The organism is Clostridia bacterium, assembly GCA_019683875.1.
Taxonomy (GTDB): domain Bacteria; phylum Bacillota; class Sulfobacillia; order RBS10-35; family Bu92; genus Bu92.
In genome coordinates this window covers 1-13,220 of record JADGHN010000006.1, presented here as the reverse complement: position 1 = coordinate 13,220, position 13,220 = coordinate 1, and the positions used below count along the sequence as shown (strand labels likewise).

General features: G+C 70.7%; 13 protein-coding genes. 10 read left to right on the top strand and 3 right to left on the bottom strand.

Annotation, left to right across the window (positions count from 1 at the left end):
• Nucleotides 1-27: 27 nt before the first annotated feature.
• The 7 genes from IRZ18_00970 to guaB are packed head-to-tail and all read left to right on the top strand — an operon-like array spanning nucleotide 28 to nucleotide 7,183.
• Nucleotides 28-1,011, top strand: a complete 984-nt coding sequence (locus IRZ18_00970; protein MBX5475680.1) for a PhoH family protein — start codon at nucleotides 28-30, stop codon at nucleotides 1,009-1,011.
• A gap of 4 nt (nucleotides 1,012-1,015) precedes the next feature.
• A complete protein-coding gene (locus tag IRZ18_00965) occupies nucleotides 1,016-3,157 on the top strand; it encodes an HDIG domain-containing protein (protein ID MBX5475679.1) in 2,142 nt (713 codons plus the stop codon).
• Complete coding sequence (gene ybeY, locus IRZ18_00960) at nucleotides 3,102-3,563, top strand: rRNA maturation RNase YbeY (protein MBX5475678.1); 462 nt, start codon at nucleotides 3,102-3,104, stop codon at nucleotides 3,561-3,563. The genes IRZ18_00965 and ybeY overlap by 56 nt, the downstream gene beginning before the upstream one ends.
• Entirely contained in the window at nucleotides 3,560-4,045 is a 486-nt protein-coding gene (locus IRZ18_00955) for a diacylglycerol kinase (GenBank protein ID MBX5475677.1), read from the top strand. Before ybeY ends, IRZ18_00955 begins: the two co-directional genes overlap by 4 nt.
• Entirely contained in the window at nucleotides 4,045-4,719 is a 675-nt protein-coding gene (locus IRZ18_00950) for a DUF502 domain-containing protein (protein ID MBX5475676.1), read from the top strand. Before IRZ18_00955 ends, IRZ18_00950 begins: the two co-directional genes overlap by 1 nt.
• A complete protein-coding gene (era, locus tag IRZ18_00945; GenBank protein MBX5475675.1) occupies nucleotides 4,691-5,623 on the top strand; it encodes a GTPase Era in 933 nt (310 codons plus the stop codon). Before IRZ18_00950 ends, era begins: the two co-directional genes overlap by 29 nt.
• A gap of 30 nt (nucleotides 5,624-5,653) precedes the next feature.
• Nucleotides 5,654-7,183 (top strand): IMP dehydrogenase, encoded by a 1,530-nt coding sequence (guaB, locus tag IRZ18_00940; GenBank protein ID MBX5475674.1) that lies wholly within the window; start codon nucleotides 5,654-5,656, stop codon nucleotides 7,181-7,183.
• Here the strand turns inward: guaB and IRZ18_00935 are convergent.
• The 3 genes from IRZ18_00935 to IRZ18_00925 all read right to left on the bottom strand — a co-directional run bounded on the left by IRZ18_00935 (nucleotide 7,180) and on the right by IRZ18_00925 (nucleotide 10,244).
• Nucleotides 7,180-7,599 (bottom strand): hotdog fold thioesterase, encoded by a 420-nt coding sequence (locus IRZ18_00935; protein MBX5475673.1) that lies wholly within the window; start codon nucleotides 7,597-7,599, stop codon nucleotides 7,180-7,182. The two genes, guaB and IRZ18_00935, sit on opposite strands and share 4 nt — an antisense overlap.
• Complete coding sequence (locus IRZ18_00930) at nucleotides 7,596-8,918, bottom strand: phenylacetate--CoA ligase (protein MBX5475672.1); 1,323 nt, start codon at nucleotides 8,916-8,918, stop codon at nucleotides 7,596-7,598. Before IRZ18_00930 ends, IRZ18_00935 begins: the two co-directional genes overlap by 4 nt.
• A 135-nt stretch (nucleotides 8,919-9,053) precedes the next feature.
• The gene (locus IRZ18_00925; protein MBX5475671.1) at nucleotides 9,054-10,244 is read right to left on the bottom strand and encodes a hypothetical protein; all 1,191 of its coding nucleotides are present in this window, start codon (nucleotides 10,242-10,244) and stop codon (nucleotides 9,054-9,056) included.
• A gap of 55 nt (nucleotides 10,245-10,299) precedes the next feature.
• Here IRZ18_00925 and IRZ18_00920 point away from each other — a divergent pair, with 55 nt between their 5' ends.
• From IRZ18_00920 to IRZ18_00910, 3 genes are all read left to right on the top strand, one after another.
• Complete coding sequence (locus tag IRZ18_00920) at nucleotides 10,300-11,511, top strand: acetyl-CoA C-acetyltransferase (GenBank protein MBX5475670.1); 1,212 nt, start codon at nucleotides 10,300-10,302, stop codon at nucleotides 11,509-11,511.
• 14 nt (nucleotides 11,512-11,525) lie between these two features.
• Complete coding sequence (locus IRZ18_00915; protein MBX5475669.1) at nucleotides 11,526-12,380, top strand: 3-hydroxybutyryl-CoA dehydrogenase; 855 nt, start codon at nucleotides 11,526-11,528, stop codon at nucleotides 12,378-12,380.
• Nucleotides 12,370-13,220 (top strand): molybdopterin molybdotransferase MoeA (locus IRZ18_00910; protein MBX5475668.1); only part of this gene is annotated, 851 nt, incomplete at its 3' end. The genes IRZ18_00915 and IRZ18_00910, both read left to right, overlap by 11 nt.

Sequence of the window (13,220 nt, the reverse complement as noted above, 5' to 3'; positions counted from 1 at the left end):
TGAGGAGGCGTCCGCCGGTTGGCCGAAATGGCCGTCGACAAGCGCAAGTTCACGATCCCGGACAATGATCAGGCGCTGCAGATCATGGGCCATCAGGAAGAACACCTGCGCGCAATGGAGGAAGCCATGCACGTGCAGATCCTCGCGCGCGGCAACGAGCTCCACGTCGACGGTCCGGCGGACCAGGTCGCGCGCACCGTCGAGCTGCTCCACACGCTGACCGACCTCGCTTCCCAGGGACAGCCGCTGGCCGCGCAGGACATCCGCTACGCCATCCGGCTCGCGCGGGAGGGCAAGCTGGACCAGCTGGCCGACGTCTACCGCGACATGATCCTTGTCACGGCGCGCGGCAAGCCGATCAAGGCAAAGACCTTGGGCCAGAAGCGGTACGTCGAAGCCATGCGCGCGAACCCCATCGTGTTCGGCATCGGTCCGGCCGGCACGGGGAAGACCTACCTCGCCATGGCGATGGCCGTGGACGCGTTCCGCAACCGCCAGGTCAACCGGATCGTGCTCACGCGGCCGGCCGTGGAAGCGGGCGAGAAGCTCGGCTTCTTGCCGGGCGACCTTCAGGAGAAGGTCGACCCGTACCTGCGCCCGCTTTATGACGCGCTCTACGACATCCTCGGGGTCGAGACGTTCGAGAAGTACATGAGCCGCGGCATGATCGAGGTCGCGCCGCTCGCCTACATGCGCGGCCGCACGCTCGACGACTCGTTCGTGATCCTCGACGAGGCGCAGAACACCACGCCGGAGCAGATGAAGATGTTCCTCACGCGGCTCGGCTTCGGCTCGCGCGCCGTCGTCACGGGCGACATCACGCAAGTGGACCTTCCGAGAGAGCAGGATTCCGGGCTGGCGGAGGTCCAGCGGGTGCTGAAGGGCATCCGCGGCATCGAGTTCGTGGAGCTGACGGAGCAGGACGTCGTCCGCCACCCGCTCGTGCAGGCCATCATCAAGGCCTACGAAGCCTACGAAAGCCAGCGCGCCCGCGACAGCCTGAAGGAGTAAGGCCATGAGCAGACGGCCCGCCACCACGGTGTGGGTCCGCCTCCGCCTGGAGCGTCTCCGCCATTCCGGCGCGCGACGGGCGGCGCTCGCGTTCGCGTTCCTTCTCGCCTCCGCAGGCGTCCTGTCCAGCGCCTTCGTCCCGGAGCGCGTCGACGTGCAGCTGAACCAGCCCGCCCGCGGAGCGATCAAGGCGCCCCGGGAGTTCGTCGACTGGCCGACGACGCGCCGCATGCAGGACGAAGCCGCGGCCAAGGTGACGGACATCTACACGCTGGATCCGAAGGTCACCCAGGACGCGATGGCGCAGCTGGACGCCGTGTTCGCCGCCATCGACGCCCTGCGGGCCAGCCAGGACGCCGACGACCGCCGCATCGCGGCCCTGCGCCGCGCGTCCGGCTTCCCCGTCGACGACCGCGTGGCGCTGGCGGTCCTGCAGTTGCCCGAGGCGGACTGGACGTCGCTGAAGCGCCAGGCGCGCGACCTTTTGCTCGCGGAAATGAACCAGGGCATCCGGCAGGAGTCGCTGGAGACGTTCCGCCGCGACGCGACGGCGACGGTGATGACGTGGAACTACGACCGGCCGATCCTCTCGTTCGCCACGGAGGTCGTGCAGGCCGCGCTGCGGCCGAACGTGCTCTTCGACGCCGAGAAGACGCAGGCGGCGCGCGCGCAGGCGCGGGCCGCGGTCGAGCCGATCGTCGTGCTCAAGGGCCAGACCATCGTCCCCGACGGCGCCGTCATCACGGCGGAGGACCTCGAACGCCTGCGGGACGCCGGGCTCCTGCGTTCGGGTCGCGACTACGCCGTCATGGCGTCGGCGCTCCTGATCGCGGCCGTTCTGGAGGCGCTGCTCGGCCTGTACCTCCGGTATTTCCGCCCCCGCATATGGAGCGACGACCGGCGCGTGGTGCTCCTCGCGCTCGTGCTGGCCGTCGTCCTCGTGGTGGAACGCGTGCTTCTCCAGGTGTCCCCGTACCTCGCCCCCGTCGCGTGCGCGGCGATGCTGATCGCCATCCTCATCGGGCCGGAGGTCGCCCTCGTGGGCGTGCTGTACGAGGCCCTCTCCCTCGGCTTCATGAGCGGGCACGACCTCCGCTACGCGTTCGCGGCTTTGACGGGGGGCTTCGCCGCCGCGGTCAGCGTCCGGCGCGTCGACCAGCGCGGCGAGGTCATGCGCGGCGGGTTCCTCGCCGCGGGCGCGAACCTCGTCGCCATCCTTGCCACGGCGCTGCTGTCCGGCGAGGTCGCGGACGCCACGGGCGTGTGGATGGACGCGGCCTTCGGCGCGATCAACGGCATGCTTTCGGGGATCCTCACGATCGGCTCGCTGCCGTACCTTGAGCAGGCGTTCGGGATCCTGACCAGCGTCCGGCTTCTGGAGCTCTCGAACCCGAACCACCCGCTCCTCCGGCGCATGCTGCGGGAGGCGCCGGGGACGTACCACCACAGCCTCATGGTCGCCAACCTCTGCGAGGCCGCCGCGGAGGCGATCGACGCCAACCCGCTGCTCGCGCGCGTGGGCGCGTACTACCACGACATCGGCAAGCTGAAACGGCCGTATTTCTTCGTCGACAACCAGTTCGGCGGCGAGAACCCGCACGACCGGCTCTCGCCGAGCCTGTCCGCCCTGATCGTCATCAGCCACGTGAAGGACGGCCTCGAGCTGGCACGTGAGTACAAGCTTCCGGAGGAGATTGCGCGTTTCATCCCCGAGCATCACGGCACGATGCTCGTCTCGTACTTCCATCGCAAGGCGGTCGAAGCGAGCGACGGGCCGGTCGACGAGGCCCAGTTCCGTTACCCGGGTCCCTTGCCGCAATCCAAGGAAGCCGCCATCATGATGCTTGCGGACGGAGCCGAAGCGTCGGTGCGGGCCCTCAAGGACCCGACGCCCGACCGCATCGAAGCGCAAGTGCGAAAGATCATCCGCGAGCGTCTGGAAGCGGGCCAGCTGGATCAGGCGGACGTCACGCTCAAGGATCTCGACACCATCGCGCGGACCTTTACGCACGTGCTGATGGGCCTGCATCACCAGCGCATCCCGTATCCGGAGCAGATCGCGGAAGAGCTCAGAAGGAGCGGCGAAAAGCATGAGCGTCGTCGTGAGCGAAAGGGATTCCTCCGCACCGGCACTGAGCGCCGCTAAGGAGCGGGCCGCGCAGGCGGCCGAAGCGACCCTGGCCCGCCATGGTCTCGCGCACGCGCACGTGGACCTCACCTTCGCCGACGACGCCTACCTGCACGAGCTGAACCGCGCGTACCGGGGCGTGGACCGCCCGACGGACGTCCTGTCCTTCCCCTGCTACGACGCGCAGGAACTGGACGGCGCCCGCGCGGAGCCGGCGCCGCTTCTCGGAGAGGTCGTCATTTCCGTGCCGCGAGCCCAGGAGCAGGCGAAGCAGTTCGGCCACTCGGTCGAGCGGGAGATGGCCTTTCTGGCCGTGCACGGCGTGCTCCACCTGCTCGGCTTTGACCACGACACGCCGCAGCGCGAGGCGACGATGATGGCCGAGACGGAATCGGTGCTCGCGCCGCTGGGGTTGACGCGGTGAGGCGCCCGCGGCCGTTCGTGGCGGCGCTTCGCGGCCTGGCGGCCGCGTGGGCGGGCGAGCCCAACCTGCGCCTGGAGCTGTGGGCGGGATACACGGCGCTGGCGTGGGCCGCGCTTGTGCCGCTGTCGCCCGTGGACACGCTTGTGGTGATGGTCGTCGTCGGCGTGGTGCTGACCGCGGAACTCCTCAACACGGCGGTCGAGGCGACGGTCGATCTGGTCACGGGGGAGTGGCACCCCGGCGCCGGCCTCGCGAAGGACTTCGCCGCCGCCGGCGTGCTTCTCGCCAGCGGGCTCGCGCTCGCAGTGGGCGTCGTGCTTTTCGGCCCGCACGTGGACGAGCTTCCCGTCGCGCTTGGCCGCGCCATGGCGCGCTCGCCGCTCGGTTTCGGGGCGGCGGCGACCGTGTGGCTGGTCCTGGGCTTGAGCTGCCTCGCCGGCCCGCGCCGGCGCACGGACCCGCGTGAGAGGAAGAGGCGCTGATGCGCAAACGGTTGGTCGTCCGGCTGCGCGCCATTCTCTTCGCCGGCGTGGCGGCGCTTCTGCCCATCGTGTCGGCCGTCTACGTCGTGCTGGCGCTGTTCCGTTGGATCGACGGCCTCCTGCGGCCGCTGATCCTCCCCCTCGTGCCCCAGGCGGCGTACATCACGGGGCTCGGCGCCGTCGTGACGGTGCTCGTCGTCTTCGCCGTCGGCCTCCTCGTCTCGAATTACGCCGGCAGCAAGCTGTTTGACCTCGTCGACAGGGCGTTCCGGCGCGTGCCGGTCGTCTCCAGCATCTATGGGACCGTGAAGCAGTTCATCGAGGCGTTCGGCCGCCCCGGCCAGCAGACGTTCAAGCGCGTGGCGCTCGTCGAGTACCCGCGGAAGGGCGTCTGGCGCGTGGCCCTGATCAGCGGCGAGACGGCCGAGGAGATCGAGCGCTGCGTCGGACAGGACGACCTGGTGAACGTGTTCCTGCCGACGACGCCCAACCCGGCGTCCGGCGTCCTCCTCATGGTTCCGCGATCCGAACTGCGCCTTCTCGACATGACGGTGGAAGCCGGCATGCGCCTGATCATCTCCGGCGGCGTCGTGAACCCGGAGCCGGCGGCGGCGAGAGCGCGCCTCGACCGGGGGGTGCCCGCGGGTGACGCCGACCTCGCCCGGCGACGTTGATTCCGGTCGCCCCGATGGGTACCGCTCCGGCTTCGCCGCGCTGATCGGCCGTCCGAACGTCGGCAAGTCGACGCTGCTGAACGCGCTGGTCGGGCACAAGGTGGCGATCGTCTCGGACAAGCCGCAGACGACGCGCAACCGCATCCTGGGCGTGCGCCACTTCCCGGGGGGGCAGGTCGTCTTCGTCGATACGCCCGGCCTGCACAAGCCCAGGCACCTCCTCGGGGAGCGCATGGTCCGCTCCGCCTTGGGAGCTCTCGACGGCATCGACATCGTGTGCCTGGTCGTCGACCTTTCGGAACCCGCGCCCGGCGAGGGCGACCGCGCGGCGGCGGAAGCCGTGTCGCGCGCGGCTGCGCCGGTGCTGCTCGTCGGCAACAAGCGCGACCGCGTCCCGCGACAGGAGCTTGAGCCGCGCCTACTCGCCTATCGGGCGCTGGGTGACTTCGCCGCGGCGCTGGCCGTCTCGGCGGTGACCGGCGAGGGGCTGGACGGCCTCGTCGACGCGCTGCGCGCCCACCTTCCGGAAGGGCCGGAGTACTTCCCGGACGACCAGGTCACGGACCAGCCGGAGCAGCGGGTCGCGGCCGAGCTCATCCGCGAGCAGGTGCTGCACCTGACGCGGGACGAGGTGCCGCACAGCGTCGCCGTCGCCATCGACGAGTTCGCCCGCCGCCCGAACGGGGTGCTTTACGTGGCGGCGACGATCTACGTCGAGCGCGAGTCGCAGAAGGGGATCATCATCGGGCGCGGCGGGCGCATGTTGAAGGCGATCGGCCAGGGCGCCCGGCAGGAGATCGAGGCGCTGCTCGGCACCCGCGCGTTTCTTGAGTTGCACGTGAAGGTGAAGCCGGACTGGCGCAATCGTGCCGGATCCCTCGAAGAACTCGGGTTTCACGAGTGAAGCGGTTGTCCCGCGCGAACGGCGCGTGCTATGTTGGGGAAAACCGGCGCTCGACGCGGATCTGGAGGTTTTCGCGTGCACTTGGAGCAACCGGCCGGCAGCCCGGATCTCCCCCTGGGGCTCACGTTCGATGACGTCCTCGTCATCCCCGGGGAGTCGGAGGTCGTGCCGCGGGACGTCGACGTGCGTACGAAGTTGACGCGCGAGTTGACGATCAACATTCCGCTCGTCAGCGCAGCCATGGACACGGTCACCGAGGCGCGCCTGGCCATCGCGCTGGCCCGCGAAGGCGGGATCGGCATCATCCACAAGAACATGCCCATCGACCGCCAGGCCGCCGAGGTGGACAAGGTCAAGCGCAGCGAGCACGGCGTCATCAGCGACCCGTTCTTTCTCACCCCGGAGCGGCCCATCCGCGACGCCCTCGACCTGATGGCCCACTACCACATCTCCGGCGTGCCGATCGTCGACCGCGAGGATTCGCGGCGCCTCGTCGGCATCATCACGAACCGCGACCTGCGCTTCGAAGAAGACATGAACCGGCCCATCCGCGAGGTCATGACCCGCGAAGGGCTCGTCACGGCGCCGGTCGGCACCACCCTGGACGAAGCGAAGACGATCCTCGCCCGCCACAAGATCGAGAAGCTGCCGCTCGTGGACGAAGCGGGCCGGCTGCGCGGCCTCATCACGATCAAGGACATCGAAAAGGCGCACAAGTACCCCAACTCCGCGAAGGACGCGCGCGGGCGGCTGCTCGTGGGGGCCGCCGTGGGCGCGGGTCCCGGGAACATGGAACGCGTGGAGGCGCTCGTCGCCGCCGGCGCGGACGTGATCGTCGTCGACTCGGCGCACGGCCACTCCCGCAACGTGATCGAGTTCGCCCGCCAGGTCAAGCGGACGTGGCCGGATCAGCAGGTCATCGCCGGCAACGTCGCCACGTATGAGGGGGCGATGGCCCTCATCGAGGCGGGCGTCGACGCGGTCAAGACGGGCGTCGGGCCGGGGACGATCTGCACCACGCGCGTCGTCGCCGGCATCGGCGTGCCCCAACTGACGGCCATCATGGAGACGGCGCGGGCCGGCGAGGCGCACGGGGTGCCGGTCATCGCGGACGGCGGCATCAAGTACTCCGGCGACATCGTCAAGGCCATCGCGGCCGGGGCGCACAGCGTGATGATCGGCAGCCTCTTCGCCGGAACCGAGGAGAGCCCCGGCCAGCTGGAGATCTACCAGGGCCGCAGCTACAAGACGTACCGGGGCATGGGGTCCCTCGGGGCGATGCAGCAGGGTTCCGGCGACCGGTACTTCCAGGAACGCGCGGAAAAGTTCGTGCCCGAGGGCGTCGAGGGACGCGTCCCGTACCGGGGGCCGCTGAGCGACACCGTGTACCAGCTCGTCGGCGGGCTGCGCGCGGGCATGGGCTACGCAGGTGCGAAGGACATCGAGTCCCTGCGCAAGAACGCGCGCTTCATCCGCATCACGCCCGGCGGCCTGCGGGAGAGCCACCCTCACGACGTGCTCATCACGAAGGAGCCGCCGAACTACCGGGTCGATCTTTAAACCGGCGGGGCGCCGGCCGGGCGGTTCTGGTCCTTTGTCCCCTTGCGGTAGACCATGGCCTGCAAGCGCGCGACGTCGCGCGCTGGCGCACCGCGCTCATCCTCTACGGCTGAGACGCGGATCTCGTACAGCGCCGTGCGCCGTGTCGCGTGGACCTCCCGCGCCTCGCAGAGCAGGCGCTCGCCTTCCTGCGCCGGGGAGAGGTACGCGACGGACATCGTCAGCGCCACGGCGACGTGATCGCCGGCGTTGCTCGCCGCCGCGAACGCGGCGTCCGCCAGCGTGAAGACCGCGCCGCCGTGCGCGGTTCCGTGCATGTTGAGGTGGCGGCCGTCGACGGTCATGGCCGTCCGCGCGTACCCCGGCGCGACCTCCAAAAGCTCCACGCCGGCGAGTTCCGCGAAGGGTTCCGTCATGCGTTCGCCCCCTGGGCCGGCGCGTGCCGCTCGTCCACGACGCGCACCGCCTTCCCCTGCGGCCGGGGGAGGGTGCGCGGGGCCAGCACGCGAAGCTCCGTCGAGACGCGCAGGTGGTCGACGAGCGCCTGGCGCACGCGCCGCGACAGCTCTCGCACCTCCGGGCGATCTTCCGCGAACGATCCCACCTGCGCGGCGAAGTCGTCGCTCGCCTCCACCTCCACCGTCATCCGGTCGAGCGGTCCCTCCCGCGTCAGCAGGATGCGGTAGTGGCCGGACAGCTCCGGCGCCGAGAGCAGGACGGCCTCGATTTCCGAGGGGTAGACGTTCACGCCCCGGACGACGAGCATGTCGTCCGAGCGCCCGATCACGCGCGTCATGCGCGCGAACGTGCGCCCGCAGGAGCAGGGCTCGACCTGGAGCGAGCAGATGTCGCCCGTGCGGTAGCGGATGAGCGGCATCGCTTCCTTGGTCAGCGTCGTGATGACGAGTTCACCCGTATGCCCGGGCGGCAGCGGGTCGCCGGTCTCCGGGTCCACGATCTCGGCGAGGAAGTGGTCCTCGAACACGTGTGCGCCCGCTTTCGCCTCGGCGCACTCGCAGGCCACGCCGGGGCCCACGATCTCCGACAACCCATAGATGTCGACGGCGTTGAGGCCGAGCTGCGCCTCGATGGCGCGGCGCATCGCCTCCGTCCACGGCTCCGCGCCCAGGATGGCGTAGCGCAGCGCCAGTTGCGCGCGATCGACGCCCATCTCGCGCATGGTCTCGGCGATTTGCAAGGCGTAGCTGGGCGTGCAGCAGAGACCGTTCGCCTGGAAGTCGACGATCAGCTCCACCTGCCGCCGCGTGAAGCCGCCCGACGCCGGCACGACCGTCTGGCCCATGCGTTCCGCGCCGTAATGCAGCCCCAGCCCGCCCGTGAAGAGCCCGTAGCCGTAGGCGTTGTGCAGCACGTCCCCCGGCCGCCCACCGGCGCACGCGATCGAGCGGGCGACGACCTCCGCCCAAAGGTCGATGTCGCCCCGCGTGTAGGCGGCGACCGTCGGCTTGCCGCGCGTGCCGGAGGACGCGTGCAGGCGCACGCAGGCTTCCCGCGGCACGGCGAGCATCCCGAAGGGGTAGTGGTCGCGCAGATCGGTCTTGCGGGTGAAGGGGAAGCGGGCGAGATCCTCCAGATGGCGCAAGTCCTCCGGCCCCACCCCGGCCTCGGCGAAGCGCTCCTGGTAGAACGGCACGCGCGCGGCCACGCGCGCCACCACTCCCCGCAGGCGTTCCAGTTGCAGTGCCCGCAGGGACTCGCGCGGCATCGTCTCCATGTCCGGGTTCCAGATCACGACGCCCACCTCCGGTCGCTCCCAGGATGGACCCAGGGTTCGACCGGGCCGAGCGCGGGACCTGCCGCCCCACCGCCGGCGCGGGGGGTTCGCCGCGAGGGGGCGGCCCGCTCCGCCTCAGCGCGCGTTCTCGCGGATCGTCGTCCAAACGTGCGGCACCTCGTACCCCAGGCGCCAGAGGGCGATGCCCCGCAACCCCTTCTCCTTCACCAGCCCGATGCGGTTGCGCAGCGTTCCGGCGTCCATGTACCAGACGATGTGCCGGTTGCCGTTGCTGTCCCAGTACTCGAAGTACGGGTTCCCCGACTTCGGGTCGCGCTTCGGCTGCACGCCCTTGTCGCCGGCGAGCCCGAGGATGCTGGCGAGCGTGTGCTGCTGCGCCTCGTTGCCGGCGTCGAGGTTCCAGTCCTGACCGTACAGCCCCGCCGCCACGACGATCTTCTTCGCCGGCACGCCATGGCGGAGCAGCCAGTCGACGTTCCTGCGCGTCCACGGATCCGGGGAGAGCGGCCCGGGCGGCCCGCCCGCGTAGTGGAAGTCGTACAGCATCACCACGAGATAGTCCGTGCAGTCGGAGAGCGCCTTGTAATCATAGGCGCCGTTGACGGACGCGTCGACCTCGATCGGAGGGAAGACGGCCGCGGACAGCTCCACGTTGCTCGGCAGCGCGCGGCGCAGGAGGCACACGAACTTCGTCAGTCCCACGTTCGATTCCGGCGGGATGAGCTCGAAGTCGACGTCGACGGCGTCGTACCCCTTGCTCTTGACGATGCCCACGATGTTGCCGATGGCGCGATCGCGCGCGGCGGGGTCGACGAGCATGCCGTAGTTGTTCAAGCCGCTCCCCTGGCGGTTGTTGATCAGGATGCCCATCTTCAAGCCGTGGCCCTTGGCGAAGCGGATGACGTTGTCGCGCGAGACGTCCTGGACGATCTTGCCGGTGCCGTCGACGCTGTACCAGAACGCCAGGATCTCGTCCAGGAGCCTGTAGTTCTCCTGCACCGTGGGGAAGGAGTCGCCGAATTCGGCGCTCCAGCCGTTCTCGAAGTAGCCGATGACCGACATTTTCAGCAGGCCGGGCTTCAACGGCGTCCGCGCCGGACCCGGGCGCAGGGCCGCGAACAGCGCCACGATCACGACGAGCGCCGCCGCCACGGCACCCGCGCCCACGCGCCAGTCGTCGCTGCCCAGCCATCCCGCCACGCGCCGCAACCACGCCTGGCGGCTGAGCCAGCCCGCCGCGGATCGCCACGCGTCTTTCGCGGACCGCCACGCTTCGTCGAATGATCCAGGGGGACGCCCCGCCAATCGATCCACCTCCGCCGCCGGTGTGCTCAACGTAGTATCAGCGGCCGAAGACGGTATGATGCAGAAGGGGATGGGAGGCAGTGGCGCGATGACACACATCGTGGGTTACGTCCGCACGCCGTTTGGGAAATTCGGGGGAGCGCTGAAGGACGTGCCGGCGACGGACCTCGGCGCGCACGCCATCAGGGCCGTGCTGCGCCGCGCCGGGGTTCCGGCCGAGCGCGTCGATTACGTCCTCATGGGGATGGTGGTCCAGGCCGGAGCCGGCCAGATCCCATCGCGCCAGGCGACGATCAAGGCCGGCCTGCCGGCCGAGGTGCCGTCCGACACGATCAACAAGGTCTGCGCGTCCGGGCTGCGCGCCGCCAACTACGCGGACATGATGATCCGCGTCGGCGAGGCGGACGTCGTGGTCGCCGGCGGCATGGAGAGCATGAGCCAGGCGCCCTACCTCGTGCCCGGGGCCCGCTGGGGCCTGCGCATGGGTGACGGGCGGTTTGTCGACGCCGTCGTGCACGACGGCCTGTGGTGCTCGTTCGGCAATTGCCACATGGGCGTTTACGGGAGCACGGTCGCGAAGGAGTACGGGATCTCCCGCGAGGCGCAGGACGAGTGGGCCTACCGCAGCCACATGCGCGCCGCGGAGGCGCAGAGGGCGGGCCGCCTGGCGGAGGAGATCGAGCCGTTCGAGGTGCCGGGCCCGAAGGGCGGCACGGTCCGCGTCGAACATGACGAGGCCATCCGCCCGGACACGACGTTGGAGCAGCTCGCGGCGCTCAAGCCGGTGTTCCAGGCGGACGGCACGATCACCGCGGGCAACGCGCCGGGGCTGAACGACGGCGCCGCGGCGCTCGTGCTCGCCTCGGACAGGGCGGTCGCGGATTTGGGCCTGAAGCCCATGGCCACGGTCGTGGCGCACGGCCACGCGTCGCAGGACCCGCCGTACCTGCACACGGTGCCGTGGCTCGCCGCCCAGGCGGCGCTGCGGAAGGCGGGCCTGTCGAAGGACGATGTCGCTCTGTGGGAGATCAACGAGGCGTTCGCGGCGGTGACGCTGACCAGCGCCAAGCTCGGCGGGCTGGATCCCGAACGGATCAACGTCAACGGGGGCGCGGTGGCGCTCGGCCACCCGATCGGCGCGAGCGGCGCCCGCATCCTCGGCACCCTCGTCATGGAGCTCCGGCGGCGGGGCGGCGGGTACGGCGTGGCCGCCATCTGCTCGGGCGGCGGCCAAGGGGAAGCGACCGTCGTCAAGGTGGACGGGTAGTGGGGAGGACCGGCATGGCTGCGGAAACGGTGTTCGTCGCCGGCGCCGGCCAGATGGGCAGCGGGATCGCCCAGGTCGCGGCGCAGGCGGGGTATGACGTGATTCTGTACGACGTGGAAGCGCGCTTCCTGGAGCGAGGCCTGGCGACCATCCGCAAGAACCTCGACCGCGACGTGGAAAAGGGGCGCAAGACGGCGGAAGAGCGCGACGCGGTGCTCGGCCGCATCACCGGCACGCTGGAGCTCGGCGACGCAGCGGCGGCCGGCCTGGTCGTGGAAGCCATCGTGGAGGACGCGGACGCGAAGGCCGGCCTGTTCCGCGACGTCGACGCCGTCTGCCCGCCGGAAACGATTTTCGCGAGCAACACGTCGTCCATTCCCATCACGCGGCTCGCGGCGTCCACCCGGCGGCCGGAGCGGTTCATCGGCATGCACTTCATGAACCCGGTGCCCGTGATGAAGCTCGTCGAGGTCATCCGCGGCCAACTGACGAGCGACGACACGCACCGGGCGGTGCTGGAAGCCGGCGCGCGGATGGGGAAGACGTGCGTCACGGTGCAGGACTACCCGGGCTTCATCAGCAATCGGCTTCTGATGCCGATGATCAACGAGGCGGCGTACGCCCTCATGGAGGGCGTCGCCTCGCGCGAGGACATCGACACCGTGATGAAGCTCGGCATGAACCACCCGATGGGGCCGCTGACGCTCGCCGACTTCATCGGCCTCGACACCTGCCTCGCGATCATGGAGGTGCTGTACGAAGGCTTCGGCGACCCGAAGTACCGGCCGTGCCCCCTGTTGCGGCGGATGGTGCAGGCCGGCCTCCTCGGTCGCAAGTCGGGGCGGGGATTCTACGAGTATGACGCCTGAGCGCCCGTCCCCCTTGCCCGTGCCGGAAGAGGCGCTCGCGCGGCTCCTGGGCCACCCCGCGTTCGAGGAAGCCGTGGCGGCCGCCGCGGCCGGGGAGCCCGAGGAGGTTTCGCTCGAGGCCGCGCTCGGACGCGTGCTCGCGCGGGACGTCGCCGCGCCGCACGACGTGCCGCCCTTCCCGCGCGCGCACATGGACGGGTTCGCCGTCCGCGCCGCCGACTGCGAGGGCGCCTCCCGGGAGCGGCCGGTGCGGTTGCGGCTGGCGTCCGGCGTGGCGATGGGCCGCGTGGCAGAGCCGCTGCCGGCGGGCGCGGCGGCGCCGATCCCCACGGGCGGGATGCTTCCGGAAGCGGCGGATGCCGTCGTGCCGATCGAGCAGGCGGAGGCCGGCGAGGGCGAGGTGCGCGTCTTCGCGCCGGTCGCCCGCGGCCAGCACGTGACGCCGCGCGGCGCCGACGTCCGCGCCGGGGAGCGGCTCCTCCCGGCCGGCCGCCGGCTGCGGCCGTACGACGTGGCCGCGCTCGCCGCCGTCGGCCGGCTGCGCGTGCCCGTGCGGCGCCGCCCGCGCATCGCGATCCTGCCGACGGGCGACGAGCTCGTGGCGGCGGACCGCGAACCGGCGCCGGGCCAGATCCGCGAGTTCAACTCCTGGGGCCTGGCCGCGGCCGCGGCGCGCGACGGCGCCGCCGCGCGCGTGCTTTCGCCGGCGCCGGACGATCCGGATGCCCTCGCGGAGGCGCTCGCCCAGGCCATCCACGAACACGACGCGGCGCTCATCATCGGCGGCAGTTCCGTCGGTGGGCGCGACTGGACGGCGGCGACGATCGGGCGGCTGCCGGG

Bases quoted from the DNA above. Each gene is read 5' to 3' on its own strand.
- IRZ18_00950 (MBX5475676.1), top strand. From the start codon at position 4,045: ATGCGCAAACGGTTGGTCGTCCGGCTGCGCGCCATTCTCTTCGCCGGC.
- IRZ18_00935 (MBX5475673.1), bottom strand. From the start codon at position 7,599: ATGACGGAACCCTTCGCGGAACTCGCCGGCGTGGAGCTTTTGGAGGTC.
- IRZ18_00930 (MBX5475672.1), bottom strand. From the start codon at position 8,918: ATGGAGACGATGCCGCGCGAGTCCCTGCGGGCACTGCAACTGGAACGC.
- guaB (MBX5475674.1), top strand. From the start codon at position 5,654: ATGTTGGGGAAAACCGGCGCTCGACGCGGATCTGGAGGTTTTCGCGTG.
- IRZ18_00915 (MBX5475669.1), top strand. From the start codon at position 11,526: ATGGCTGCGGAAACGGTGTTCGTCGCCGGCGCCGGCCAGATGGGCAGC.
- IRZ18_00970 (MBX5475680.1), top strand. From the start codon at position 28: ATGGCCGTCGACAAGCGCAAGTTCACGATCCCGGACAATGATCAGGCG.
- IRZ18_00965 (MBX5475679.1), top strand. From the start codon at position 1,016: ATGAGCAGACGGCCCGCCACCACGGTGTGGGTCCGCCTCCGCCTGGAG.
- IRZ18_00920 (MBX5475670.1), top strand. From the start codon at position 10,300: ATGATGCAGAAGGGGATGGGAGGCAGTGGCGCGATGACACACATCGTG.
- ybeY (MBX5475678.1), top strand. From the start codon at position 3,102: ATGAGCGTCGTCGTGAGCGAAAGGGATTCCTCCGCACCGGCACTGAGC.